Origin of the sequence: Rhodanobacter sp. AS-Z3 (assembly GCF_029224025.1) — a bacterium.
In the GTDB taxonomy this organism is placed as follows: Bacteria; Pseudomonadota; Gammaproteobacteria; order Xanthomonadales; family Rhodanobacteraceae; genus Rhodanobacter.
The window spans coordinates 1,721,679-1,746,756 of sequence record NZ_CP119392.1 but is presented as its reverse complement, the minus strand read 5'-3'; the positions used below and the strand labels follow the sequence as shown (position 1 = coordinate 1,746,756).

Here is a 25,078-nt window from a genome sequence, read left to right as displayed (position 1 = left end):
TTAGAACCGCTACAGCGAAGTGAGCGCGTGTCGCCGCCCAGCTTGTCGCGCTGCGGTGCACATCGTTGCGAATCCACTGCTGGCCAACGAATTCACGTCCACGGAGGTCGACCCATGTCAGAGCCTATTGATCCGCAGGAAGTGATGCTCGCGGAACTTCGTGAATTCGGTACTGCGCTTGCAGCCAGCATCGTGGTGACGCCCGTAGCGGATCATGGAACACACGCCGTCCATGAAGACAGCCTCCCGGACATATCTCCGCCCGGCTCGACCAAGCCGGGCGCCATTTATACCTGTCCGATGCACCCACAAATTCGCGAGCCGAAGCCGGGCAACTGCCCGATCTGCGGGATGACGCTGGAGCTGGTGGAGGGAACGGCCGAGGTCGGCGAAAACGCCGAACTCGCCGACATGAGCCGGCGCTTCTGGGTCGGGCTGGTGCTGGCCTTGCCGGTCTTTGTGCTGGAAATGGGCGGCCATATCCCGGCGTTTGGTCTGCATGACCTGGTGCCGGAGCGTATCTCCGTCTGGATTCAATTCGCGCTGTCGACCCCCGTCGTGCTGTGGGCGGGCTGGCCGTTTTTCACGCGCGCGTGGGCATCGGTCGTGCATCGCAGCCTGAACATGTTCAGCCTGATCGCCCTCGGTACGGGGGCCGCTTACCTCTACAGCGTCGTTGCGACCTTTGCGCCCGGAATATTCCCCGCTGGCTTTCGCGGGATGGGCGGCGTGGTTCCGGTCTACTTCGAAGCAGCCGCGGTGATCACGGTGCTCGTATTGCTCGGCCAGGTGCTGGAGTTGCGCGCCCGTGAGCAGACCGGCGGGGCGATTCGCGCCTTGCTCAAACTGGCGCCGCAGACGGCACATCGCGTGACCGCTGCCGGAACGGATGAAGACGTAGCGCTCGAACTGGTACACGTCGGCGATCGCCTGCGTGTGCGTCCTGGCGACGGCGTACCGGTGGATGGCGAAGTACTTGAGGGCAAGGGCGCGGTGAACGAGTCCATGGTCACTGGCGAGTCGATGTCCACCGCGAAGCAGCCCGGCGACAAGCTGATCGGAGGGACGGTGAACGGGACTGGCTCTTTCGTCATGCGCGCTGACAAAGTGGGCGCGGACACCATGCTCGCGCACATCGTGACGATGGTCAGTGAGGCGCAGCGGAGCCGCGCGCCCATTCAGCGACTGGCGGACACCGTATCGGGTTATTTCGTCCCGGCCGTACTCGGCACTGCCGTCTTGACGTTTATCGCGTGGAGTATCTGGGGTCCCACGCCCGCGTTCTCCTACGCCCTGATTGCTGCGGTCTCTGTCCTCATCATCGCGTGCCCCTGCGCACTGGGTTTGGCCACTCCGATGTCGATCGGCGTCGGCGTCGGCAAAGGCGCCGGCGCCGGCGTTCTGATCAAGTCAGCCGAGTCGCTGGAGCGCATGGAGAAGGTGGACACCCTCGTCGTCGACAAGACCGGCACGCTCACCGAAGGCAAGCCCAAGGTGACGGCGGTGGTTCCGGCAGCGGGATTGTCGGAGCCGGAGATTCTGTCGCTGGCGGCCAGTCTCGAGCGATCCAGCGAACACCCGCTTGCAGCGGCGATCGTCGCCGCCGCAAGCGAGCGGAAAGCTGCCATTAAAGAGGCGACGGACTTCGCCTCCGTCACGGGCAAAGGTGTCACTGGCAAAATCGACGGCCGGTCGGTGGCGCTGGGCAATGCGAAGCTGATGGCGGATCTCGGCATCGCGCTGGGCGATCTTGTGCCCAAGGCCGATGCGCTTCGCGGCGACGGCGCGACGGCGCTGTTCCTCGCCGTAGACGGCAAGCCGGGCGGCGTCCTCGCCATTGCCGACCCGATCAAGTCGACCACGCAAGCGGCACTCAATAGCCTGCGAAAAGACGGCCTGCGGATCGTGATGCTGACCGGCGACAACAAGACCACGGCCGAGGCGGTCGCCCACAAGCTCGGCATCAAGGAAGTGGAAGCGGATGTCTTGCCGGAGGACAAGAGCCGGATCGTCAAGAAGCTCGCCACCGAGGGACGCATCGTCGCCATGGCGGGCGACGGGGTAAACGATGCCCCGGCGCTGGCTGAGGCTGCTGTCGGCATCGCCATGGGAACAGGAACCGAAGTCGCCATCCAGAGCGCCGGCATCACCCTGGTGAAAGGCGACCTTGCGGGAATCGCGCGTGCCATGGCGCTGAGCCGCGCAACGATGCGGAACATCCGCCAGAATCTGGTCTTCGCCTTTGCGTACAACGCGATCGGTATACCGATCGCCGGCGGTGTGCTTTACCCGGCCTTCGGCCTTCGTCTCAGTCCGATCGTTGCCGCGCTTGCGATGTCGCTCAGCTCCGTATCGGTCATCGTGAACGCATTGCGTTTGCGCACGCTGAAGCTTTAGGAGAAAGGTGGGGATGCAACATTTTTCGCTATTGTCCGGCTCCTTGATGGATAGCGTCCCGCGTATGCGCGCACCCATGCCATCGAAACAGTGACGCAGGATCGATTTCCACGCCGGCATACCCTGTCTTGAAAGAGTGGCAACGCTGCTTTGCACAATGTGGTCGAGCCTCGCCGCTGTACGCCAGACTGACCACCCAAGAACAATGAAGCACTCGGACACAACAGCATCCAACGCCGGCCCGTCTCCGAGCAGGGGCAACGCTGGGCCGGCTCCCATCCAGGCGAAACTTCGGCGCCGACTACGATGGGCCGCAACATCGCGTCGAGTCGGGCCTGTCACCTTGTACGAACTGCTCTGGTTGACGCTCGCACTTGTCTTCAATCTCGTCTGGGAACTCGCACAACTGGGCCTTTACGATCTGTCCGCGATGCACACCAGCGTCGCGTATGCGGTAGTCCACTGCACACTCGGCGACTGCATCATCACGGCGATCGCGTACCTGATTGTGATCGGCGTTACGCGCTCTCGCCCAAGGCCGTACACGAAGCCATGGGTGGGAATAGCGGTGATGCTGGCTTCGACCGTCGGCTACACGGCCTTGAGCGAATGGCGCAACGTCTATCTCGTGCATAGCTGGGCTTACGCGGCATCGATGCCGCTCATTGCCGGTATCGGCGCCTCACCGTTACTGCAATGGATCGTGGTTCCCGTTGCCATCCTGGTCACCGTGCGCCGTCTCAAGCCATAGACACTGACGCGCACTGGTAACCCCGGCGCATCGGCTACGGCGCAGACCTGTGGTTTCGCCATGTACAACATCACAGCCATGCCGGATAAGCGCGCGGCATCAGTCCAGATCGTGTCTCTTTTCCTCGAACTCCTGCTTGTCGATCTCGCCGCGCGCATAGCGCTCTTTATGGACGTCCAGAGCCGACTTGGAATGAGGTGGTGCATGCGGCCCCGATCCGGAAGTCCACCTCACCAGCACGACGATCGCGACAATAAAAAGCACGCACAACAGCACCATGCCGATCATGCCGAAACCCATGCCCCACCCTCCACCATAAGCACCCATGTGACCCCACATCGCACACCTCCAGTCTGTTGAATCAAATTTCGGCGCACGCTCCTTTTGCCGTAGCCGAACCGAGTTCGGGCGAAACTGACCGCGCGGACGCCAACGGCCAGCGTCAAAACCATGATGAACGCACCACGTTGCACCGTCGACTGTGTCATCACATCCATAGTCGCCAATTGCGGGGGGACACGGCGGCTGAAATCATCCAGAACGTCAGAACGGCAGACCCCGATATCCGGGGCTTCCGTAGTGCTTGAAGAGAGCCTCTTCGTCCTTGCGTTCAAGCAACAGCGCGGCATCATAGGCGGGAGCCGTACTTATTTGGTGTCGAGTGACGACCACGTTGACCGATCGATCGAGCCAGCTCACCGCACGAATCCACTCCGGCACGATGAGGACCTGATGGCCCAACCACCAATGACTTGTCTCCACCACAAGGTACCGAATGGCCCACGTTCCCTCCTCCACCAGAAAGCCGCGGACATGCCCGATCTCGCCGTCAGTGGCCTCGATGCAGTAGTTGTTCATCGCGTTGATGCTGCGCAGATGCGGATCATCGCCGGGCGCCGACCCTGCCTCGTGCATCGGCGAGGCATGCGGCAGCACACCGCGCCCATCGGGATCATCGACCGAGGTGAGCATCAGGCTCGGGAATGAGCCTGCACCCCACAAACCATGGCCACCCCAGTAATACGGATAGCCGTAATAGCTCAGGTAGCCCATTTCGTGCTGACGCGATATCGGCTGGTGCGTATCAATGTCCGGGCTCCCCTTCACCTGCGCCTTGGTCAGCGACACGGGCAAGAGCTGTTTCACGTAATCGCAGTGACCGAGCGATATCGGTGAAATCAACACTTCGCGCCCGTGCAGCCAGCTTCCGGTATCCACCACGAGAAATCGCACGACCCACGCCTTGTCATCGAAGTAGAAGTCCCGGACGTGTCCGATCAGACCGTCGGTGGCATGGATGGCGTAATGCTCGAGATCCTTGCTGCTGCGTAACATGGCCATGCTCCAGGTGTGACGAAGGACAAGCGCGATGCGCTGCTTGCCTACCCACACTATCCGTGTCGATGCGCGACGGGCAGTCTCGGAAAGTACTCATGGGACACACCGATGACACGTTCAGCAACGCGTTGAGCGCAGGTTAACGACCCGTTGCAGCCGGTCGGGAGGGTCCGCTTTGCGGCTTTCTACCTGAAAGGGCGGAGATCCGGACTTGGCCGACAGGCGCTGCCGCCGGTTTCCTGACGGTTACGAACAGCAGCTTTGGGGAGACTGAACAACGACGAGCGCAGGAAGCTGACACGCGCTTCCAAATCGGCCATTGTGGCTCACTATTGCACAAACGCACTGCGGGCGGCGGTTCGGTTCGGTGTGGTCCTGTGCAACGGAGTAAACGCGATCGCGTCTTCTGCAAAGCCCGCTAGACTTCGCGCATGCCCCGCATCTCATTCTCTCCGGCTATTGCTGCCGCGATTGCCGCGGCGTTGCTGTTTGGCGCCAGCACGCCTATCGCCAAATGGCTGCTCCACGACACATCGCCGATTCTTCTGGCCGGTTTGCTGTATCTCGGCAGCGGCGTCGGCTTGGGGTTGATCCGAACTGCGCGCGATCGCGGTTGGCAGGCACCGTCGATGACCTCGAAAGAGTGGCTCTGGCTCCTGCTCGCCATCGGGTTCGGAGGCGTACTCGGCTCCGTGGCACTCCTGTTCGGTCTGACGCAGACCTCGGCAGCGTCCGCATCGTTGTTGCTTAACCTGGAGGCGGTGTTGACCGCGCTGTTGGCGTGGATCGAAAACACGGAGTCAGGTTCACTTACGGTCGTTTGAATTTGCGTAACGTGGGCACACGCTTACGGTGGTACGTGGTGCGTGTCAGTGCGCTGAGCGACGGCTATCCGACAGCTTGAGCGAGGCACCGACTGACTGCTTCTGGGGCCGATAGCCGACCTCCCGCAACCCCCTCACCGATCGTCGCGAGTCCAGATCACCCCATCTTCCTCGCGCACCGGAAAACTCGCGATCGGCTCATATGCCGGCGGCTTGGTCACCGCGCCTGTGCGCAGATCGAAGCGTGCACCGTGACGCGGGCATTCCACTTCGAAGCCGAACACTTCGCCACCGGCCAGCTCGCCACCGTCATGCGTGCAGACGTCTTCCACGGCGTACAACGCGCCGTCGAGGTTGTACACCGCGATCGAGGTGTCGCCATCCCAGACGATCTTGTATTCGCCGGGCAGGAAATCGCTGCGGGTACCGACTTTCACCCAACCGTTCATGCGGCCACCTCGTCGAACTCTTTTTGCAGCACTTCAAAGCGCAGGTCATCGCGACGGGGTACGCCGAAGCGCTCGTCACCGTAGGGGAATGGCAGGTATTCGCCGGTGCGGCGATAACCGCGTCGGCCGTACCAGGCGATCAGTTCTTCGCGCTGCACGATCACGGTCATGCGCATGCCGCTGCATTGCCATTCCTCGCGAGCGATGCGCTCGGCCTCGGCCAGGACCTGTTTGCCCAGACCGCTGCCCTGCTGTGTGGGATCAACCGCGAACATGCCGAAATAACCGTGGCTGTCGCGTCGTTCGACGTGGCAACTGGCGCGCAGGCGACCGTCGGACTCGGCCAGCAACAGGCGGCTGCCGGAGCGTCCGATCAAGTCGCTGACGTCGGCGGCATCGGTACGCTGACCATCCAGCAGATGCGACTCGGTGGTCCAGCCACGCAGGCCGGATTCGCCGCGGTACGCCGACTGCACCAAGGCAACGATGGCGTCGACATCGGCGGGCGTTGCCACGCGGAAGACCGGAATAGAAGGAGTAGTCATGCGCGAATGATAGTGGCTGGCCGGAAGGGTCCACCATGATCTGGCGCAGCCCGCGGGGCGTACACGTGACTTTCGACACTGGGCGGCACGCGCTGGTTTTGTCCCACTGGCTGTTCCGCAACTCCTTGCGAGCCATTGGCGCGCCGGGAATGCACTCCAAGCTGAGGATTTCGTTCATGCCCCATCGCCTTCTGAAACCGCTGGCCCTTGCCGTCGCCCTGACCTTGAGCACCGGCGCCCTTGCCGCTACGTCCAGTACGTTTGATGTCAGCGAACTCGACAGCTCGATCAACGCCTGCAACGACTTCAACGGCTTCGTCAATGCGAAGTGGGTTGCCGCGCATCCGATCCCGGCCGATCGCACGCGCTGGGGTTCGTTCGATGCGCTGCGCGAAGACAGCCTCAATGTGCAGCGCAAGCTGGTCGAGAACGCCGCCAGCCATGCCGCCCAAGCGAAGCCCGGTTCCATCGAACAGAAGATCGGCTATCTGTACGCCAGCGGCATGAATGAAGCGGCGATCGACAAGGCCGGCTTTGATCCGATCAAACCGAAGCTGGCACGCATTGCCGCCGTGAAGAACGGCGCCGGCGTGGCCGCCTATATCCGCGACAGTTATGCCCACGGCGAGCCGGTGCTCTTCAGCTTCGGTGGCAATGCGGACTTCAAGGATTCCAACAAGGAAATTGCCTACGCCGGCCAGGGTGGCCTGGGCCTGCCCACCACCGACTATTACAGCAAGCCGGACTTCGCGAAGATTCGTACCGCTTACGTCGGCCACATCGCGAAGATGTTCGAACTCACCGGCATCAAGCCGGCCGAAGCGCAGAAGCAGGCCAGCGCCGTGCTCGCGTTCGAAACGCGACTGGCCGCCGCCTCGCTGCCACGCGTGGAAATGCGCAAGCCAGAGAACCGCTACCACCTGGTCAGCATTGCCGAAGCCGACAAGGTGACCCCGGGTTTTGAATGGGCGGCCTTCTTCAAGGCGCAAGGTGCGGACGCGGGCAACAGCTTCTCGATGGCGCAGCCGAAGTTTTTCGCCGAAATGCAGAAGATGCTGGGCGATGTTCCGGCCAGCACGTGGCAGGCGTATTTCCGTTATCACGCAATCTCGAATGCCGCGCCGTATCTGTCGGCACCGTTCCAGCAGGAAGACTTCGCATTCGAGCAGCAGACGCTCAACGGCCAGAAGGAAATGCAGCCGCGCTGGAAGCGCGTGCTGGAAACCACCAACGGCAGCATGGGCATGGCGCTCGGCCAGTTGTACGTGGTCGACAACTTCCCGGCCAGTTCCAAGCAGCGTGCCGAGCAACTGGTGAAGAACCTCAGCGCCGCCTACAAGACGCGCATCGAACAACTGGAGTGGATGAGCGACGCCACCAAACAGAAGGCGCTGCAGAAGTGGGCCACCTTCGTGCCGAAGATCGGCTACCCCGACAAGTGGCGCGACTGGTCCGGCCTGACTTTGCAGCCGACCAACTACTACGCCAACGTGCAGGCCGCGCAGCAATTCAATTACGCCTACCGCGTTGCGAAGATCGGCAAGCCGGTGGATCGCGACGAATGGGGCATGACGCCGCAGACGGTGAACGCGTACTACAGCGCGCAGAAGAACGAGATCGTGTTCCCGGCGGCGATCCTGCAGCCGCCGTTCTTCGACCCCAAGGCGGATGACGCGATCAACTACGGCGGTATCGGCGCGGTGATCGGGCACGAAATGGGCCACGGCTACGACGACCAGGGCAGCAAATTCGACGCCAGCGGCAACAACGTCAACTGGTGGACTGCCGCCGATCGCAGCGCGTTCGAAGCACGTACCGACAAACTGGCTGCCCAGTTCGACGGCTACGAAGCGCTGCCCGGCAAACACGTCAACGGCCAGCTCACCATGGGCGAGAACATCGGCGATCTGGGTGGGCTCAACGCGGCCTATACCGCGTTGCAAATGGCCTTGTCGAAGAACCCGACCGAAGCGGCCAGCAAGATCGACGGCTATACCCAGGACCAGCGTTTCTTCCTCAACTGGGCGCGGGTGTGGCGCGGCAATATCCGTCCGGAAGCCCAGTTGACCTTGCTCAACACCGACCCGCACGCACCGGCACAATTCCGCGCCATCGGTGCTCCATCGAACATGCCGGAGTTCGCCAAGGCGTTCCAGTGCAAGAGCGGCGATGCGATGGTGCGTGATGGCGCGAAGCAGGTGAAAATCTGGTAACTCCGCAGCACTGAGTCAAACAAAGCCGCGGCTGCAAGGCCGCGGCTTTTTTGTGCTCTTCACTGCTGCTCAGCCGGAAGCAGCGGAATCCCGCGTGGCCTCGTAGACTTTCAAATGCGCGTAGACCACGGCAAGCAACGAAGTCTCGCCATCGGCGCGCTCGGCCCGGGCCAGCATGTCGCCAACCACATGATCGGCCTCGATCGGATGACCGTGCTGCAGGTCGCGCAACATCGAGGCGGCAAGCGTCGATGCGGGATCGGTGAGAATGCCGCGCGCCCGTTCCAGCACGCGTTCACTGGGCGCATGCCCTGCACGCTCGGCCACGGTGCGGCATTCCTCCAGCAACGCCAGCGTGGTCGCCCGTCCGCCAGGAACTGCCACGATCTCGCCAATGGAACCACGCAGCAGGCAGGTGATGCCGGCCAAGGTGGCGAGGAAAAACCACTTGTCCCACATCTCCTGCACCACCGTGTTGCTGGGGCGCGAGTCGAACCCCGCATCGGCAAAGGCGCGGATGATTTCCTGCATGCGCGGCGAGTTGCTGCCATCACGCTCGCCGAAGGTGATGCTGTGCATCCGGTTGAGGTGCTGCACTACGCCGTGCGCATCCAGCGTGGCGGAGATCACGCACTGGCCGCCAAGAACCTGCTGCGCACCGAACTTTTCATCCAGCAAATCCAGTTGCTGCATGCCGTTGAGCAGCGGCAGGATCGCCGTCTGCGGGCCAACGGCCGGGGCGATATCGGCCATCACCTGTTGCAGTCCGTAGGCTTTGCAGCTGAGCACGATCAGGTCAAAGGGCTCGCGCAATTCATGGGCAGCAATCGTCGGTGGTGCGGGCAGATCAGCATCACCGGTGGCACTGCGGATCAGCAAACCATGCTGCGCCAGTTGCCGGGCGCGCCGGTCGCGCACCAGGAAGGTGACATCGCGACCGTGCTGCAACAAACGTCCCCCGAAGTATCCGCCGGTGGCACCGGCGCCAACCATCAGGATGCGCATGTCAGTGCCCCGTCGAGGCGGCATCGGTGGCCGTACGCATGCGTGCTATCTGCGCGTCCTTGTCGACCCACAAGGTATTCATCCATGCCTTGACCCGGCCACGAAACGCCGCGTCCTCGTCATAGCTGCCGATCAATCCGGCATCGATGGGTCGCTCGCGCACATGCACCCGAATGTCGTGCACGCGGCCGGCAATCAGATCCATCAGCGTGCACGGGCCCTCCGGATAGACGATGGTGACATCGACGATCGCGTGCAGCGCCTTGCCCATCGCATCAAGCACGAAGGACACACCGCCTGCCTTGGGTCGCAGCAGATACTGGTACGGCGACGATTGCGCGTCGTGCTTGACCTGGGTGAAGCGCGTGCCTTCGGCAAAATTCATCACCGCCACCGGCATGTGCTGGAATTTCTCGCAGGCGCGCTTGGTCGCCTCGCGGTCCTTGCCTTGCAGTTCCGGGTGACGCAACAGGGTCTGCCGCGAGTAGCGCTTCATGAACGGGAAATCCAGCGCCCACCATGCCGGCCCCAGCAGCGGCACCCAGATCAATTGCTGCTTCAGGAAGAAGCGCATGAACGGGATGCGCCGGTTGAAGACTTTCTGCAGTACCGGAATATCGACCCAGCTCTGGTGATTGCTCAGCACCAGGTAATTGCCGTCGCGTCGCAGGCCGTCCAGCCCCTCGACTTGCCAGCGGACGCGGGTAAACAGTTTGAACAGCACATTGTTGAAGCCGATCCAGCTCTCGGCGATCAGCACCAGCACGCGTGACAGCGGGCGCCGCACGAAACCCAGCGGCACCACCACCTTGAGCAAGGCAAGCGCGATCAGCGGCAGCACGTGCAGCACGACGTTCAAAAAAAGCAGCAGCATCGCCAGCGGGATGCGCAACACGGAAGGCAGGGAGACAAGCATGGGCAGGCTACGCAGGGAAAACTGCCGACCATGATGCCTTGCGCGGGCCGGAAGAGCCATGCTGGCAAGCGCGAAACGGCAGCTGCTTCACATCAGCAGCTTGCGCACCTTGAGCAAGGCGACGATGAACTCGTCCACCTCCTCGCGCGTGTTGTAGAACGCCAACGACGCACGCAAGGTGGAAGGTACGCCGAAGAACTGCATCAGTGGGTGCGCGCAATGGTGTCCGGAACGCACGGCCACACCCTGCAGATCGAGCAAGGTAGCCAGGTCCGTGGCTTGCGCGCCCTCGATCAGGAACGAGATCACCGCTTCCTTCTCGGCAGCTTCGCCGACAATGCGCAGGCCGGGAATCTCGCTCAGGCGCTCCGTGGCGTAGGCCAGCAATTGCTGCTCCCAGGCGTGGATCGCGTCGAAGCCGACCGACTGGTAGTAGTCGATGGCTGCAGCCAGCCCCACGAAGCCGGCGATATTCGGCGTGCCAGCCTCGAACTTGTGCGGTACCTCGGCAAAGGTGGTGCCTTCGAACCGCACTTCACGAATCATTTCGCCGCCACCAAAGAACGGTGGCATCGCCTCCAGATGTTCGCGCTTTGCCCACAACGCGCCGGTGCCGGTCGGCCCGAGCATCTTGTGTCCGGTCAGCGCATAGAAGTCGCAGCCCAGCGCCTGCACGTCGACCGGCCGATGCGGCACCGCCTGCGAGCCGTCGACCAGCAACGGGATGCCACGCTTTTTGCATTCACGCGCAATCTCGCGCACCGGATTGACGGTGCCCAACACGTTGGACACCTGGGTGACGCAGGCCAGCTTCACTTCGGGCGTAAGCATGGCGATGTACTGCTCGACGATCAGCTCGCCGCGCTGGTTGATCGGCGCCGCTTTCACCGTGGCCCCAGCGCGCCCGGCCACCAGTTGCCACGGCACGATGTTGGCGTGATGTTCCATCACCGTGGTGAGGATCGCATCACCCGGTTTCAGACGCGGCAGCGCGTAGCTGTAAGCCACCAGGTTGGTTGCCTGGGTGGTTCCCGAGGTAAGGATCAACTCATTGCGCGACGGCGCGTTGATGAACTGCGCCAGCTTGTCGCGCGCACCTTCATAAGCCGCCGTGGCTTCTTCGCCCAGCAGATGCACGGCACGCGACACGTTGGCGTTGTGCTGGCGATAGTGAGCGTTCATCGCCTCGATCACCGACAACGGCTTCTGGCTGGTATTCGCGTTGTCGAAATACACCAGCGGCTTGCCATGCACGGTGCGCGACAGCAGCGGAAAGTCGGCGCGGATGCGCTGGACATCGAAGACGGTGGGCGTGCTGGCTGGTGCGTTCATTCGGGCTCTGTCCGCTTCGATGAGGTTTGGCGCGAGAGTGGGCATTGACTGTGCTGCTTCGATGAAGCTGTGCGTTGGCGTGGCCCCTCACCCCTTCCCTCTCCCCGCAGGGGAGAGGGTTTTTCCGGGTTTTGATCTACTTCGCGGCTCCGTGAATCAGGCGCCTGGCAACTGTGCGATCAGCAAACCCGACAGATGCTCGCGCAGTTCGGAGTTCGGCAAATCATCCAACACGGCGCGGCAGAATGCGGCGGTCAGCAGGGCACGTGCATCGGCCAACGGAATGCCGCGCGACTGCAGGTAGAACAGCGAGCGCTCATCGAGCTGACCGACGGTGGCACCGTGAGCGGCTTGCACTTCGTCGGCGTAAATCTCCAGCTCCGGCTTGGTGTCGATTTCGGCGCTCGGCGACAACAGCAGATTCTTGTTGCTGAGGCTGGCATCACTGCCATCGGCGCCGGGTGCCACCACGATCGCGCCGCGAAACACGCCGCGGGCCCGATCGTTGGCCACGCCGCGCCAGTTGGAACTGGAGCTGGTGTTCAGCGCCTGATGACGGATCGCCAGCTGGGTATCGATATGCTGGCGGCCGTGCGGCATGAACACGCCGCGCGTCTGCAGCTTCGCGTCGTCACCGACCAGTTCGACCTGCAGGTCGTGGCGTACCAGCGCGCCGCCCAGCTCGATCACGTGCAGGATCGCTTCGCTGCGCGCCTGCAGGCGCAGGTGGCTGTGGCGGAGCAGGTTCGTCGCCGGCGCCGCATTCTGCAGCGTGGTGTGGCGCAGCTTTGCGCCTTCGCCCAGATGGATGTCGCTGACAAAGGTCGCCAGCTGCGCCTGCTCGCCGCTGCCAACGTGCTGCTCGATCAGGGTGAGCGAAGCACCCGCAGCCAGCTCGACCAGGTTGCGCACATGCCAGACCAGTTCGGCTTCGCCATCCGCGCCCACGAAAACCAGATGCACCGGCTGCTCGATCGTGGTGTTGGCCGCTACCCGCAGCACCATGCCATCGGTGGCATTGGCGGCGTTGATCCGCGCGAAAGCATCGCCGGCATCCTGCGCCTTGGCGCTAGCAGCCGCTCGCGACCAGCCAAAGCGCAGCGGCTCGGCATCCTCGCTGAGCACTTGCGAGAGCGGCTGCAGAGTCAGCCCCTCGGGCAATGCGTTCAAGGTTGAAAGGTCAGCGCGGAAAACGCCGTTGACGAAAACCAGCTGCGCGCCCTGCACACCGGGCAAGGCCAGTGTCGCGGCATCAACCATGCGCGCCAGTGCCGTCGCGTCACCCCCCGCGAAGCGGCGCTGCGAGAGCGCGCGCAAGGCGGTGTATTTCCATGCCTCGACCCGCGTATCCGGCAAGCCCGCTGCCGCAAAGGCCTCGCGACTTTCCTGCCTGGCGGCATCCAGCCAGGCAATGCCGCTGGCCGGCAGCGGCGTGTCGAGCAGCGACTCGACCAAGGGCAACAAAGCCGGCTGGCTCATGCTGCCGCTCCCTCTTTGATGCCTGCGTAGCCATGCTCTTCCAGCCGCAACGCCAGTGATTTGTCACCGCTTTCCACGATGCGGCCATCGGCCAGCACGTGCACAAAATCCGGCACCACGTAGTCGAGCAGGCGTTGGTAGTGGGTGATCATCAGGAATGCACGCTCGGGCGAACGCAGCGTGTTGACGCCCTGTGCGACCTGCTTCAGCGCATCGATGTCCAGGCCGGAATCGGTCTCGTCGAGGATCGCCAGTTGCGGCTCCAGCACGGCCATCTGGAAGATCTCGTTGCGCTTCTTCTCGCCACCGGAGAAACCCTCATTGACAGCGCGATGCAGCAGCTCGTCGGAGATCTGCATCACCTTCAGCTTCTCGCGCACCAGCTTGAGGAACTGCATGGAATCCAGTTCCTTCTCGCCACGCTGCTTGCGCTGCGCATTCAGCGCCGCACGCAGGAAATAGGTGTTGTTGACGCCGGGAATTTCCACCGGGTATTGGAACGCCAGGAACACGCCGGCAGCGGCGCGTGCTTCGGGTTCCAGCGCCAGCAGGTCGATGCCGTTGTAGGTCACCGTACCCGCCGTCACTTCATAACCGTCGCGGCCGGACAGCACGTTGCCCAGGGTCGACTTGCCGGCGCCGTTCGGCCCCATGATCGCGTGCACTTCGCCCGCATTCACGGTGAGGCTCAACCCTTTGAGGATTTCCTTGCCCGCGACGCGTGCGTGCAGGTTTTCAATTTTCAGCATGGTCATGAGGTTGCCTGACAAATAATTTCTGGAGGGTTCAACAGGGCATCGCGGGTTTCGTCATCGACGGCTCGCGATCAGCGCAGCGGTTGCAACACGTCACTAGCGTGGATGGATCGCAGCACGATATGCGTGGCATGGGCATGAGTCACCGCGATTACTCTTTCAACTTGACCGAACCGCTGCAAACCTCGCCCTCTTCCACACCATCGAGCCACACCTTCAGTTGCGCGACGCGCTGCCTGGTCAATTCGGCCTTGAACTGGCTCTCGCACATCGGGAACACCGACCCGTACTGCACGTTCGCCCGCTCTCCGGCGGCCAGCGGGAACTTCGCCGCCAGCTCCGCATCGCGGAATACCAGCCACGCCTGCTGCGCTGTCTTCAGTTGGCTCAAAAACTGTGGCTGATCAGCGTATCTGGCCTGGATCGCCTTCCACACCTGATTGAGCTCGGCGTCAGCGCGGCCAAAGCCCGCGCCCGCACAGGCATTCAGCTCTGTCTGCGAACCTTGCGGATTGCACTGGATGAAGTCCCCACCCGCGTCCCCCGCCCGAACGGCAACGGGAAGCGCCAAAAGAAGCGCGGTCAGCGCAGCAGCGAGTTTCATCCGACCGCTCCTTCCAGCGAGACCTCAAGCAGTTTCTTCGCTTCCACCGCGAATTCCATCGGCAGCTCGCGGAACACCTGCTTGCAGAAGCCGTCGACGATCATCGACACGGCATCTTCTTCGCTGATGCCGCGACTGCGGCAATAGAACATCTGCTCGTCGGAAATTTTCGAGGTGGTCGCCTCGTGCTCGACGATCGCGGTGGGGTTCTTCACTTCCATGTACGGGAAGGTGTGCGCGCCGCACTTCTTGCCGATCAACAAGCTGTCGCACTGGGTGTAATTGCGTGCGCCCTCGGCGCCCTTCTCCATCTTCACCAGCCCGCGATAGCTGTTCGAGCTGCGCCCGGCGCTGATGCCCTTGGAGACGATCTTGGACTTGGTGTGCTTGCCCAGGTGAATCATCTTGGTGCCGGTGTCGGCTTGCTGGAAGTGATGGGTCAGCGCCACCGAATAGAACTCACCAACCGAACGATCACCACGCAGCACCACCGAAGGATATTTCCAGGTGATCGCCGAGCCGGTTTCAACCTGGGTCCAGCTGATCTTCGAATCGTCACCGCGACAATCACCCCGCTTGGTCACGAAGTTGTAGATGCCGCCCACGCCGTTTTCGTCGCCCGGATACCAGTTCTGCACGGTGGAATATTTGATCTGCGCTTTTTCCAGCGCGACCAGCTCGACCACCGCCGCATGCAACTGGTTTTCGTCGCGCTTGGGCGCGGTACAGCCTTCGAGATAGGACACATGAGCGCCCTCCTCGGCAATGATCAGCGTGCGTTCGAACTGCCCGGTGTTCTGCGCGTTGATGCGGAAATAGGTGGACAGCTCCATCGGGCAGCGCACGCCCTTGGGGATGAACACGAAGCTGCCGTCCGAGAACACCGCCGAATTCAACGCGGCGAAGAAGTTGTCACCGGTCGGCACCACGCTGCCGAGATACTTGCGAACGATTTCCGGGTATTCGCGAATCGCCTCGCTCATCGAACAGAACAGCACGCCAGCCGCGGCCAGCTGCTTGCGGAAGGTGGTGCCGACCGACACGGAGTCGAACACCACATCCACCGCCACACCCGCCAGCGCGGCGCGCTCGTGCAGCGGAATACCCAGCTTCTCGTAGGTTTCCAGCAACGCTGGATCAACCTCGGCCAGCGACTTCGGCTGCACCTTCGGCGCGGCGTAATAGCTGATCGCCTGATAGTCGATCGGATCGATATTGAGCTTGGCCCAGTCGGGCTTGGGCATGGTCAGCCAATGGCGATAGGCCTCCAGACGCCACTGCGTCATCCACTCCGGCTCACCCTTGACCGCCGAGATCGCCCGCACGGTATCTTCATCCAGCCCCGGTGGCAGGCCGGTCATCTCGATCTTGGTGACAAAGCCCGCGCTATAGGTGCGGCCCAGTGCCTCGGCGACGGCGGCGTTGTCACGCAACGCGGTGGCGGTGCTGCTCTGCTCGTTCATGATCTCGTTCATTCGGTGGTGACCCGGCGGGATTTGGCCGGCATCGCGATGCTGCTCACGGCCACGGCGACCGTTCGGCGCGAGGGCCGCGGGAGTTGTGGCTTCAGCATGTCGGCGAGGCTGACGGCGCGCAGCGCGTTGTCCAGCACGTTGTTGACCAGCTGCCAGCTGCCGCGCACGCCGCATTGGGCTTCGCGATCGCATTGGCCTTCGGCCATGCTGCATTCGGTCATGCCGATCGGGCCTTCGATTGCCTCGACGATCTCGACCAGTGAAATGTCGTCGGCCGAACGGGCCAGCCGATAGCCGCCGTTGACGCCACGGAAGGATTCCACCAACGCGGCGTGGCCCAGCGCCTTCAGCAGCTTGCTCACCGTCGGCAACTCCAGCCGCGTCTCGTCAGCGATCTGCACCGCACTGAGCACCTCGGTCGGGTGCGCAGCGATGCAGGTCATCACCACGGTGGCGTAATCGGTCAGTCGGCTGACGCGGAGCATGGGGCGCTCGGAGGGGGCTTTTGAATCGGGACTAAAATGGTACTGATTCAAACTGCCGAGGTCAATCCCGGTGCCGTACCCGTGCCGGGAAAACCGCCGTTTCGACAGCTTGCATGGCACGCGCGACGCACCACTGGGTGGTCGGCAGGCCAGCTTTTCAACGTACCGCACGGACCGGTTGAATGGCCCACGCACCCAGCGCCACCAGACCCGCCGCGACCACAAACAAGGCTGTATACGTGCCGTGGCTCGCCACCAGAATGAGCGGGGCCAGCGCCGGTACCAGCGACTGCGGCATGACGCTGGCAATATTGAAAATGCCCAGATTCCGGGCCGCATGCGTTTCGCGCTGCGGCAACACGTCGGTCACCAAGGCCAGATCAACCGCCTGATACATACCCTGCCCGGCGCCACTGATTGCCATGCCCAGCAGGAACCCTCCGTAGGAATCGGCAAACGCGATCACCAGCAAGGCCAGCGTGTAGATCAAGGCAGCGGTTGACACGAACACCTTGCGCCGCCCGATGGCGTCGGACCATCGACCGACCACCCCACTGAAAATCACCAGCGCGCCGGACTGCACCAGGGTGGACAGCAGGATCAAATGCGCGACTTCCGCCGGCGCACGTCCCAGTTGTGTGATCAGGTAGAAGCCCTGATAGGTCAACAATACCGAGACCCCCGCGAAAAACAGGAAGCGGCTGCTCCAGGCCCAGCCGAAATCAGGGAAGCGCCAGAGGCGTATCCAGAAGCTGCCAAGAAAGTCGCGCAACGCATAACGCGGATGTGTCCCTGCGGGCAGCGTTCGATCAGGCAACACCCAGGCAAGACCCAGCGCACTGACAACAGCCAGAGCGCCCGGCACAAGAAACATGGCCAGCGTGGAGTCCGCCAGCATCTGCACGAGGAATGTACCGCCCACCATGCCCACTGGCATGCTGATCCCCACCACGCCCGACACCGTGCCCCGCTGATGCCGCGGCACCTGATCGGACAGGATGGCGACCAGCGCGGCCAATTGCGCATTGAAGGCCAACTGCGTGATGCACCAACCCAACAGCAACTGCGGAATCGACACGGCTTGCGCCACCAAGGCCAGCCCGACCAAGCCGCCCAGTGCACCGACGATCAGCCACGGCCGGCGCATGCCAAAACGCGACGTTGTGCGATCCGACAACTGACCGAAAAAGGGATTGCCGAACATCGCCAGCAAGGCACCCGCGCTCATCACGAGGGAAAGACTGCCGGCGGCATGCAGCGGATCGATCACCCGCACACGCAAGGTCAAGCCCACCAGGATCGGCGACAACAAGGCCATCCACAATCCGGTGTAACACGCGGCGTAAGCGGCGACAAAACCCCAGCCAACGCTGCCGGGCTCCGCTGAAGAAGCTTCTTCGGCAGGCGCTTGCCATGTCGAGTGCGGCTGATCGTCGTGCATGTTGGATTACCCTGGACCAGCCAGCATCTTCATACACCACCGCCGGCACTGCACGCAGATTCTCATGACTTGCCCGACGATGCCGTCGAAGAGCGCGCGTGCTGGCAGATAGCGTGAGTCTGATGCTGCTTGCGAGGGACAGGAATCAACTGCAGCACACCATTCCCTGGCAAGGCTGGCGAGCGGTGTGGTCAGCACCGGCCAGATCAGCGATGACATCGGCGTATCGCCGAACCCTCAAACGGCCGGCTCATGGGCACGCACAGGCCACGCTCAAAACCTTCGCCCAACACCCCGAAAGGCGATCTACCCGCTAAGCTGCAGCTGTTCTTTTCGGCTGCTTTCCATGATCGCCACTCCTCGCGCCACCGCCCGTCTCAACTGGCTTCGTACCGTACTGGCCGACGCCACGCTGACGCTTGAACCAGCGTCTGCCGATGCCAGCTTCCGCAGCTACTGGCGCACGCACCAGGCCGGACAGAGCTGGATCGTGATGGACTCGCCGCCCGCACAGGAAGATCCCGCACCGTGGCTGGAAATCGGCGCGCGGCTGTCCGCTGCCGGGCTGCATGTGCCGGCGGTACGCGCACAGGATCTTGAGCAGGGTTTTCTGCTGATCGAAGACCTCGGCGCGCAGCTCTATCTGCCCGCCTTGAACGACCACAGCGTGGACACGCTCTATGGCGACGCCATGGATGCACTGTTGCGAATGCAACGCGACGTGGCCGTCAAGGATTTGCCCGCGTATGACCATGCCTTCCTGCAACGCGAGCTGGAGATCATGCCGACGTGGTTCCTGCAACGGCATCTTGGCTGCACGCCCGAATGCGAAGAGTGGGACGTGCTGGAGTCAGCGTTCACCGTGTTGCTGAAAAATGCATTGGAACAACCACGCTGCTTCGTGCATCGTGACTTTCACAGCCGCAACCTGCTGATCACGCCACACAACAATCCGGGCATCATCGATTTTCAGGGCGCGCTGCTGGGCCCAATCACCTACGACCTGGCCTCTCTGCTGCGTGACTGCTACATCGTATGGGATCGCATGCGAGTGGAAGCGTGGGCCGAGTCGTACCGAATGCGCCTGCTGGATGCTGGCCTGATCGATAGCACGGTCTGTCGCGAACGTTTTCTGCGCTGGTTCGACCTGATCGGACTGCAGCGTCACATCAAGGTGCTCGGCATCTTTTGCCGGCTGTATTACCGCGATGGAAAGTCCGGCTATCTCGACGATTTGCCCCGCGTGTATGACTACGTGATCGAGGTGGCGGAGCGCTATCCCGAACTGGCCGAGCTGGTGAGTTTTCTGCAGCGAAAGGTCGGCACACGCGACCTGCGCCAGGCGGTGGCCGCATGAGGCACGCACTGATCTTTGCCGCGGGTCTCGGCGAGCGCATGCGTCCGCTGACCGACCACACGCCGAAGCCGCTGCTGCGCGTCGGCGGCAAGCCGTTGATCGTGTGGCATCTGGAACGGCTGGCGGCGGCTGACGTGCATTACGTGGTGATCAACACCTCGCACTTGGCCGAACAGTTTCCTGCCGTGCTGGGTGACGGCTCGCGCTGGGGATTGCGAATTCGCTACGCCTATGAAGGCCCGACGCCGCTGGAAACCGGCGGCGGCATGTTGAACGCGCTGCCGCTGCTTGGCCACGAACCGTTCCTGGCGATCAGCGGTGACATCTGGTGCGACGCCGATCTGGCCAGCTTGCCGGCAGCACCGCGCGGGCTGGCCCATCTGCTGATGGTCGCCAATCCGGCGCACCATCCCGAAGGTGATTTTGCGCTGGATCCGCAAGGCGTTCTGCATGTCACCGGGGCACCGAAATTCACGTTCAGCGGCATCGGCGTGTTTCGCCGCGAACTGCTGGACGGCTGGAAGGATATCGTTGGCAACGCAGCCGACCCGACATCCACCACGCCTGCTTTCAAGCTGCGCCACGTTTTGCTGCCGGCCATGGAACGAGATGCCGTCACCGGCGTGCACCATCAAGGCGAGTGGACCGACGTCGGCACACCGGCGCGCCTCGAACAGATCGACGCGCACTTGACGGGGCTTGCCGTCGAGCGTCACCAGGCAACGGGTCAGTGTGACGCTGACTTCACCGGCGGCTGAGCCTCGCCCGGCTCGATCCCGGCGGGGTTGGCACGGCTGATCACCGTAGGCAGCGCTGGCAACGGCGGCAGTGCCACGACGGAGGCAGGCTGCACCACGGGCGGTACCGGCAACGTTGACGATGCGGAAGCCGCTGGTGACGCGGAGGAAGCCGACGATGCCGGAGGTACTTCGCCCTTGGCGTCCGGCGCCTCCTGCGCGCGCGCCGCACTCTCAGCCTGATCGGTCATCACGATGATGCTGATGCGACGATTGATCGGATCGGCAGGGTGTTGCTTGTCAAACGGCACCGAGGCGGCCAGCCCGACGACGCGGGAAATCTTGTCCGCGTCCAGTCCGCCGTCAATCAAGGCACGCCGGGCAGCGTTGCCGCGATCGGCAGACAATTCCCAGTTGCTGTAATTGTGCTCACTGCTATAGCGGGCGTCATCGGTATGACCTGAAATGCTGATCTTGTTCGGCACGCCGTCGATCGTCTCGCCTAACTCGTGCAGGATCTGCACCGTGTAGGGTTTCAATGAGGCACTGCCAATGTCGAACATCGGCCGATTGAGCTTGTCGACAATCTGGATGCGCAAACCTTCCGGAGTGATATCGATGAGCAGCTGATCCTTGAACGGCGCCAGCGCCTGACTGTTCTGGATTGCCGCGTTCAGATGCTTCATCAACTCCTGCAGCCGCGCCTTGTCCGCCGCACGAGCCTGTTTGCGCGCTTCCTCTACGTCGTGCTTGACCGCCGGTACGCCATGCCGGTCCTTGCCGGGACCGCGTGAAATATCCATCGCGCCGCCCATCGCAATCATGCTGTCGCTGGCACCGCCTGGACCGTCCTTGCCTGGCGGCGCCACAGTCGCCGTGCCGGGCGTCATGCTGGGATTCTTGAAGTACTCGGAAATCGCCGCCTTCTGCTCGCGGGTACCTACGCCGATCAGCCACATCACCAGGAAGAACGCCATCATCGCGGTCACGAAATCCGCATAGGCCACCTTCCAGGCACCGCCATGATGGCCATGCTTCTGGCGGCGCCTCTTGCGGATGATGATGGTCTGGTCGGAATCGTCGCTCATCCGCCGTTCCCGGCACGTGCACCCTTGAGATGCCCCTCAAGATCCACAAAGCTCGGCCGGATATGGCCGGACAGTGACTTGCGCGCAAATTCGACCGAGACCATCGGGTTGTAACCGCGCAAGTTGGCGATCATCGCCACTTTCACGCACTCGAACGCCTTGCCATCTTCCTGCGCCCGGCTTTCCATGGCCGAGGCCAACGGCCCGCCAAAGCCATAGCAAAGCAGGATGCCGAGGAAGGTTCCCACCAGTGCGCCGGCAATGTGTTCGCCGATCTTGGAGGTGTCGCCACCGAGCTGCGACATGGTCGTCACGATACCGAGCACGGCCGCCACGATACCGAAGCCCGGCAGCGAGTCGGCCGACTTCATCACGGCCGACGCCGGTGCCTCGGCTTCCTGGTGATGGGTCTCCAGTTCCAGTTCAAGCAGTGCTTCCAGCTCATGCGGATTCATGCTGCCGCCCACGATCAGGCGCAGGCAGTCAGTGATGAACTCGATCAAATGATGCTCGCCCATCAATCGCGGATACGCCGAAAAGACCTCGCTGCTGGCGGGTTCTTCGATATGCGACTCCAGGCTGAGCAAGCCGTTCTTTCGCATCAGACTGAAAATGTCGTAAAGCAATGAGAGCAGGTCGACATAGTCCTGCCGACGATAGGCCGGACCTTTCAACAGACCCAGCATTTCGCTGAAAGACTCCTTGACGACCTTCATGGGATTGGCGATCAGGAATGCACCGGCGGCACCGCCAGCGATGATCAGCAGCTCATACGGCTGCCACAGTGCCAGCAGGTGGCCGTGCGACAGCATGTAGCCGCCGAGCACGCTGATGATGACCACCAGGGTTCCAATAACTACAAGCATGCTGATTCCATTTGGGGTCGACCCCCAGTTATCGACCACAGGCCAGAAATATGTAACCCGGATTCTGGCGCACGTGGTGTCGACTGTCGCAGAAAAATCACAGCCCGCGCAAACAGAAAGGCCCGGCATTGCCGGGCCTTTCGTGGACTCCGCAGATACTTGCGCTTACGGACGCCGTGCGAGCTCCGGGTTTTCCTTGGTCACCGGCATCAAGTCTTTCTTCGACACGCCCAGCCACAGCAGGATCGGGCTGGCCACGAAGATCGAGGACAGCGTGCCAACCAGAATGCCGATCAGCATGGTCACCGCGAAGCCGTGCACCGCGGTGCCGCCGAAGAAAAACAGCGCGCCCATGGTGATCGCGGTGAACAGTGAGGTGATGATGGTTCGCGACAGCGTGTTGTTGATCGAGCGGTTGAGAATCTCTTCCGGCTCGGCCTTGCGCGCCAGCCGGAACAACTCACGGATACGGTCGAACACCACCACCTTGTCATTGATCGAGTAACCGATCACCGCCAGCACCGAAGCCAGCACGGTCATGTCGAACTCACGCTGCACCAGCGCCAGAATGCCCAGCGTGACCAGCACGTCGTGCACTTCGGTGGCCACCGCGGCAATCGCGAAGCGACGCTCGAAGCGTATCCACAGGTAAGCCATGATGCCGAGGATCACGAACACCGCAGCCACGGTACCGTCACTGCGCAGTTCGGCACCCACTTCGGCGCTGATGAACTCGGGGTTCTTCAACTTGGCGTCCGGGCGTGCAGCCTGCAGCACCTTGGTGACGTTGGCGGCGACGCGGTCCAGGTTGATCTTGCCACTGGCATCGGCCGCTTCCGGCACGTCCTTGGTCTGCATGCGGATGGAGACCTCGCGCGTGCCGCCGAGGCTCTGCACCATGGCGCCATCCAGCCCGCCCTTTTCCAGCGCCGCGCGCACATCGGCGATTTCCACCGACTGGTCGTAATCGACGGTCATCGACACGCCGCCGGTGAAGTCCAGGCCGTAATTGAGTCCCTTGACCGCGATGAGGCCGATGGAGACGATCATCAGCAGGATGGCGAGCGCAATGGTGTATTTGCGCATCCCCAGGAAGTGGATATTGCTGTCGTGATTGAAGATTTCCATGGGGTTTCCTTAGACCGACAGCGTCTTGAGCTTGCGATTGCCGTGGATCGCCGCGGTGAACGCATGCGTCAACGTTACCGAGGTGAACAGCGAAGTCAGGATGCCGATCATCAGCGTGACGCCGAAGCCCTTGATCGCGCCGCTGCCCATTGTGGTCAGTGCCAGTGCGGCAATCAGGTGGGTGACGTTGGCGTCCAGAATGGTCGACCACGCCTTCTCGTAACCGGCGCGGATGGAGGCGTGCGGGCTGGAACCGTTGCGCAATTCCTCACGCACGCGTTCGCAGATCAGCACGTTCGCATCGATCGCCATGCCCAGGGTGAGCACGATACCGGCCACGCCAGGCATGGTCAGGGTGACGCCGATCAGCGACATCACCGCCACCAGGATCACCAGGTTGAAGAACAACGCGATATCGGCCACCAGACCGAACAGCTTGTAGTAGACCGCCGCGGCCACCAACACCAGCGCCAGGCCGAGCATCACCGCCATGAAACCCTTGTCGATGTTGTCCTGACCCAGGCTGGCGCCGATCACGCCCTCGGCGACGATGTCCATCGGAGCCGCCAGCGCGCCACCCTTGAGCAGCAAGGCCAGTTCGGATGCTTCCTTCGGGCTGCCCAGACCGGTGGTCTGGAACTTGCTGCTGAAGGGACTGCCGATGTTCGCGTCATTGATGACCGTCTCGGTGACTTTCGGTACGCGGATTTCCTTGCCGTCGACAATCTTCGTTTCGTAAATCGTTTCGACGTACACCACCGCCATCGGCTTGCCGACATTGGCATTCGTGAAGTCGGCCATCTTCCTGGCGCCAGCCGCGTTCAGGGTGACGTCGACCTTCGGCGTGCCACTCTCCTGGTCGATGCCGGAAGAAGCGTCCACCAGCTGGTTGCCGGTCACGATGATCTGCTTGCTGACCAGCACCGGGCGATGATCACCACGCATGTAGAACAGGTTGGCGTCTGGCGGGATATTGCCCGTACGCGCCGCGTCCACGGCACGCGGATCGCCAGGCTGACCGATGCCCGGGCGGTACTGCAACGTGGCGACGGCGCCGATCAGTTTCTTCGCTTCGGTCGGGTCCTGCACACCGGCCAGCTCGACCACGATGCGGCTGTCACCCTGCTGCTGGATCAACGGCTCGGACACGCCCAGCGCGTTGATACGGTTACGCAAGGTGCCGAGGTTCTGGGTGATCGCACTGCGTGACAGCTCACGCAACTTTTCCGGCTTGATCGCCACGTTCAACACGAAGCGGTCACCGGTGTTGGCGCCTTCGGAAACGTTGAGGTCGGTGTACTCGTTGGCAATCGCATCCGAGGCGGTGGAGCGATCGGCGGCGGAACGCAGGATCACCGTGATGCCCTGCCCGGCAACCGCATTGCGGACCACCGACTCATAGCGGATGTTCTTCTGCCGCAACAGGCTGCGCACGTCGTCGGCGTAGCTGTTTTCCTGCTTGTCGATCGCGTCCTTCTGGTCGACCTGCATCAGGAAGTGCACGCCACCCTGCAGGTCAAGGCCCAGCGGCATCGAACGGGCACCGATCGCGCCCAACCAATGCGGCACGTTGGACTGCAGCTTGAACGCCACCGTGTAGCCGTCGCCTAGCAGTGCCTTGATTTCGTCCGAACCACTCTTCTGCACGTCGGAGTTGGCGAACGTGGCCAGCAGGTGGTCGCCCTCGACGAAGACCGACGTCACGGCAATTTTTTTCGCCTTCAGCCCGGCCTCGACTTTCTGTTTGAGGGCGTCGTTGATCGGCGGCGCTTCACGATTTGCGGTGACCTGCACCGCCTGCAGCGGCGGGAACGCGTTCGGCAGCGCGTAAATCACGCCGAACAACATCATCAGCGCGACCAGCGCGTACTTCCAGCGAGGAAAATCACTCAT

General features: G+C 62.5%; 23 protein-coding genes. 6 read left to right on the top strand and 17 right to left on the bottom strand.

The features are described 5' to 3' along the window. Positions 1–114: 114 nt before the first annotated feature. Together PY254_RS07575 and PY254_RS07570 are read left to right on the top strand one after the other, a co-directional pair. Complete coding sequence (locus PY254_RS07575; RefSeq protein ID WP_281014847.1) at positions 115–2,397, top strand: copper-transporting P-type ATPase; 2,283 nt, start codon at positions 115–117, stop codon at positions 2,395–2,397. Between the two features lie 343 nt (positions 2,398–2,740). Next, positions 2,741–3,148 carry a hypothetical protein gene (locus PY254_RS07570; protein ID WP_281014846.1) on the top strand — a complete coding sequence of 136 codons (408 nt, stop codon included), beginning with the start codon at positions 2,741–2,743 and terminating at the stop codon, positions 3,146–3,148. Positions 3,149–3,247: 99 nt separating this feature from the next. On the opposite strand, the gene PY254_RS07565 is transcribed toward PY254_RS07570, so the two are convergent. Together PY254_RS07565 and PY254_RS07560 are read right to left on the bottom strand one after the other, a co-directional pair. Next, the gene (locus tag PY254_RS07565) at positions 3,248–3,448 is read right to left on the bottom strand and encodes an SHOCT domain-containing protein (RefSeq protein WP_281014845.1); all 201 of its coding nucleotides are present in this window, start codon (positions 3,446–3,448) and stop codon (positions 3,248–3,250) included. Between the two features lie 243 nt (positions 3,449–3,691). Next, positions 3,692–4,483: a PRC-barrel domain-containing protein gene (locus PY254_RS07560; RefSeq protein ID WP_281014844.1), complete on the bottom strand. Its 792-nt coding sequence runs from the start codon at positions 4,481–4,483 to the stop codon at positions 3,692–3,694. A gap of 434 nt (positions 4,484–4,917) precedes the next feature. On the opposite strand from PY254_RS07560, the gene PY254_RS07555 reads away from it, so the two are divergent. Beyond that, positions 4,918–5,310, top strand: a complete 393-nt coding sequence (locus PY254_RS07555) for an EamA family transporter (RefSeq protein WP_281014843.1) — start codon at positions 4,918–4,920, stop codon at positions 5,308–5,310. 134 nt (positions 5,311–5,444) lie between these two features. Here PY254_RS07555 and PY254_RS07550 read toward each other — a convergent pair whose 3' ends face one another. Next, on the bottom strand, positions 5,445–5,759 hold the full coding sequence (locus tag PY254_RS07550) for a Rieske (2Fe-2S) protein (RefSeq protein WP_281014842.1): 315 nt from the start codon (positions 5,757–5,759) through the stop codon (positions 5,445–5,447). Further along, complete coding sequence (locus tag PY254_RS07545) at positions 5,756–6,304, bottom strand: GNAT family N-acetyltransferase (protein WP_281014841.1); 549 nt, start codon at positions 6,302–6,304, stop codon at positions 5,756–5,758. Before PY254_RS07545 ends, PY254_RS07550 begins: the two co-directional genes overlap by 4 nt. Positions 6,305–6,480: 176 nt before the next feature. On the opposite strand from PY254_RS07545, the gene PY254_RS07540 reads away from it, so the two are divergent. After that, the gene (locus PY254_RS07540; protein WP_281014840.1) at positions 6,481–8,517 is read left to right on the top strand and encodes a M13 family metallopeptidase; all 2,037 of its coding nucleotides are present in this window, start codon (positions 6,481–6,483) and stop codon (positions 8,515–8,517) included. A gap of 69 nt (positions 8,518–8,586) precedes the next feature. Here PY254_RS07540 and panE read toward each other — a convergent pair whose 3' ends face one another. From panE to PY254_RS07495, 9 genes are all read right to left on the bottom strand, one after another. Beyond that, complete coding sequence (gene panE, locus PY254_RS07535) at positions 8,587–9,522, bottom strand: 2-dehydropantoate 2-reductase (protein ID WP_281014839.1); 936 nt, start codon at positions 9,520–9,522, stop codon at positions 8,587–8,589. A 1-nt stretch (position 9,523) separates the two neighbouring features. After that, positions 9,524–10,438 (bottom strand): 1-acylglycerol-3-phosphate O-acyltransferase, YihG family, encoded by a 915-nt coding sequence (locus PY254_RS07530; RefSeq protein ID WP_281014838.1) that lies wholly within the window; start codon positions 10,436–10,438, stop codon positions 9,524–9,526. A gap of 87 nt (positions 10,439–10,525) precedes the next feature. Continuing rightward, a complete protein-coding gene (locus tag PY254_RS07525) occupies positions 10,526–11,770 on the bottom strand; it encodes an aminotransferase class V-fold PLP-dependent enzyme (protein WP_281014837.1) in 1,245 nt (414 codons plus the stop codon). Between the two features lie 156 nt (positions 11,771–11,926). Then, complete coding sequence (sufD, locus tag PY254_RS07520; RefSeq protein ID WP_281014836.1) at positions 11,927–13,249, bottom strand: Fe-S cluster assembly protein SufD; 1,323 nt, start codon at positions 13,247–13,249, stop codon at positions 11,927–11,929. Then, positions 13,246–13,998 (bottom strand): Fe-S cluster assembly ATPase SufC, encoded by a 753-nt coding sequence (gene sufC / locus PY254_RS07515; RefSeq protein ID WP_281015181.1) that lies wholly within the window; start codon positions 13,996–13,998, stop codon positions 13,246–13,248. Before sufC ends, sufD begins: the two co-directional genes overlap by 4 nt. 157 nt (positions 13,999–14,155) lie before the next feature. Beyond that, positions 14,156–14,608: a lysozyme inhibitor LprI family protein gene (locus PY254_RS07510; RefSeq protein ID WP_281014835.1), complete on the bottom strand. Its 453-nt coding sequence runs from the start codon at positions 14,606–14,608 to the stop codon at positions 14,156–14,158. Continuing rightward, on the bottom strand, positions 14,605–16,071 hold the full coding sequence (gene sufB / locus PY254_RS07505; protein ID WP_281014834.1) for a Fe-S cluster assembly protein SufB: 1,467 nt from the start codon (positions 16,069–16,071) through the stop codon (positions 14,605–14,607). Before sufB ends, PY254_RS07510 begins: the two co-directional genes overlap by 4 nt. Positions 16,072–16,079: 8 nt before the next feature. After that, entirely contained in the window at positions 16,080–16,568 is a 489-nt protein-coding gene (locus PY254_RS07500; RefSeq protein ID WP_281014833.1) for an SUF system Fe-S cluster assembly regulator, read from the bottom strand. A gap of 157 nt (positions 16,569–16,725) precedes the next feature. Beyond that, positions 16,726–18,009, bottom strand: a complete 1,284-nt coding sequence (locus PY254_RS07495) for an MFS transporter (RefSeq protein ID WP_281014832.1) — start codon at positions 18,007–18,009, stop codon at positions 16,726–16,728. Positions 18,010–18,355: 346 nt separating this feature from the next. Here PY254_RS07495 and PY254_RS07490 point away from each other — a divergent pair, with 346 nt between their 5' ends. Then, complete coding sequence (locus PY254_RS07490; RefSeq protein WP_281014831.1) at positions 18,356–19,366, top strand: aminoglycoside phosphotransferase family protein; 1,011 nt, start codon at positions 18,356–18,358, stop codon at positions 19,364–19,366. Further along, entirely contained in the window at positions 19,363–20,124 is a 762-nt protein-coding gene (gene murU / locus PY254_RS07485; protein WP_281014830.1) for an N-acetylmuramate alpha-1-phosphate uridylyltransferase MurU, read from the top strand. Before PY254_RS07490 ends, murU begins: the two co-directional genes overlap by 4 nt. On the opposite strand, the gene motB is transcribed toward murU, so the two are convergent. From motB to secD, 4 genes are all read right to left on the bottom strand, one after another. Next, positions 20,094–21,191, bottom strand: a complete 1,098-nt coding sequence (motB, locus tag PY254_RS07480) for a flagellar motor protein MotB (RefSeq protein ID WP_281014829.1) — start codon at positions 21,189–21,191, stop codon at positions 20,094–20,096. The genes murU and motB overlap by 31 nt on opposite strands. Continuing rightward, entirely contained in the window at positions 21,188–22,057 is an 870-nt protein-coding gene (gene motA / locus PY254_RS07475) for a flagellar motor stator protein MotA (RefSeq protein WP_281014828.1), read from the bottom strand. The genes motB and motA overlap by 4 nt, the downstream gene beginning before the upstream one ends. A gap of 165 nt (positions 22,058–22,222) precedes the next feature. Beyond that, a complete protein-coding gene (gene secF, locus PY254_RS07470) occupies positions 22,223–23,185 on the bottom strand; it encodes a protein translocase subunit SecF (protein WP_281014827.1) in 963 nt (320 codons plus the stop codon). A 9-nt stretch (positions 23,186–23,194) separates the two neighbouring features. After that, on the bottom strand, positions 23,195–25,078 hold the full coding sequence (gene secD, locus PY254_RS07465) for a protein translocase subunit SecD (RefSeq protein WP_281014826.1): 1,884 nt from the start codon (positions 25,076–25,078) through the stop codon (positions 23,195–23,197).

Excerpts from the sequence above, each read along its gene's own strand:
- panE (WP_281014839.1), bottom strand. The coding sequence starts at position 9,522 with ATGCGCATCCTGATGGTTGGCGCCGGTGCCACCGGCGGATACTTCGGG.
- sufD (WP_281014836.1), bottom strand. The coding sequence starts at position 13,249 with ATGAGCCAGCCGGCTTTGTTGCCCTTGGTCGAGTCGCTGCTCGACACG.
- murU (WP_281014830.1), top strand. The coding sequence starts at position 19,363 with ATGAGGCACGCACTGATCTTTGCCGCGGGTCTCGGCGAGCGCATGCGT.
- PY254_RS07555 (WP_281014843.1), top strand. The coding sequence starts at position 4,918 with ATGCCCCGCATCTCATTCTCTCCGGCTATTGCTGCCGCGATTGCCGCG.
- sufC (WP_281015181.1), bottom strand. The coding sequence starts at position 13,998 with ATGCTGAAAATTGAAAACCTGCACGCACGCGTCGCGGGCAAGGAAATC.
- PY254_RS07500 (WP_281014833.1), bottom strand. The coding sequence starts at position 16,568 with ATGCTCCGCGTCAGCCGACTGACCGATTACGCCACCGTGGTGATGACC.
- PY254_RS07530 (WP_281014838.1), bottom strand. The coding sequence starts at position 10,438 with ATGCTTGTCTCCCTGCCTTCCGTGTTGCGCATCCCGCTGGCGATGCTG.
- secF (WP_281014827.1), bottom strand. The coding sequence starts at position 23,185 with ATGGAAATCTTCAATCACGACAGCAATATCCACTTCCTGGGGATGCGC.
- secD (WP_281014826.1), bottom strand. The coding sequence starts at position 25,078 with ATGAGTGATTTTCCTCGCTGGAAGTACGCGCTGGTCGCGCTGATGATG.
- PY254_RS07495 (WP_281014832.1), bottom strand. The coding sequence starts at position 18,009 with ATGCACGACGATCAGCCGCACTCGACATGGCAAGCGCCTGCCGAAGAA.
- motB (WP_281014829.1), bottom strand. The coding sequence starts at position 21,191 with ATGAGCGACGATTCCGACCAGACCATCATCATCCGCAAGAGGCGCCGC.
- PY254_RS07560 (WP_281014844.1), bottom strand. The coding sequence starts at position 4,483 with ATGTTACGCAGCAGCAAGGATCTCGAGCATTACGCCATCCATGCCACC.
- PY254_RS07510 (WP_281014835.1), bottom strand. The coding sequence starts at position 14,608 with ATGAAACTCGCTGCTGCGCTGACCGCGCTTCTTTTGGCGCTTCCCGTT.
- sufB (WP_281014834.1), bottom strand. The coding sequence starts at position 16,071 with ATGAACGAGCAGAGCAGCACCGCCACCGCGTTGCGTGACAACGCCGCC.
- PY254_RS07550 (WP_281014842.1), bottom strand. The coding sequence starts at position 5,759 with ATGAACGGTTGGGTGAAAGTCGGTACCCGCAGCGATTTCCTGCCCGGC.
- PY254_RS07490 (WP_281014831.1), top strand. The coding sequence starts at position 18,356 with ATGATCGCCACTCCTCGCGCCACCGCCCGTCTCAACTGGCTTCGTACC.
- PY254_RS07540 (WP_281014840.1), top strand. The coding sequence starts at position 6,481 with ATGCCCCATCGCCTTCTGAAACCGCTGGCCCTTGCCGTCGCCCTGACC.
- PY254_RS07525 (WP_281014837.1), bottom strand. The coding sequence starts at position 11,770 with ATGAACGCACCAGCCAGCACGCCCACCGTCTTCGATGTCCAGCGCATC.
- PY254_RS07575 (WP_281014847.1), top strand. The coding sequence starts at position 115 with ATGTCAGAGCCTATTGATCCGCAGGAAGTGATGCTCGCGGAACTTCGT.
- PY254_RS07565 (WP_281014845.1), bottom strand. The coding sequence starts at position 3,448 with ATGGGTTTCGGCATGATCGGCATGGTGCTGTTGTGCGTGCTTTTTATT.
- motA (WP_281014828.1), bottom strand. The coding sequence starts at position 22,057 with ATGCTTGTAGTTATTGGAACCCTGGTGGTCATCATCAGCGTGCTCGGC.
- PY254_RS07545 (WP_281014841.1), bottom strand. The coding sequence starts at position 6,304 with ATGACTACTCCTTCTATTCCGGTCTTCCGCGTGGCAACGCCCGCCGAT.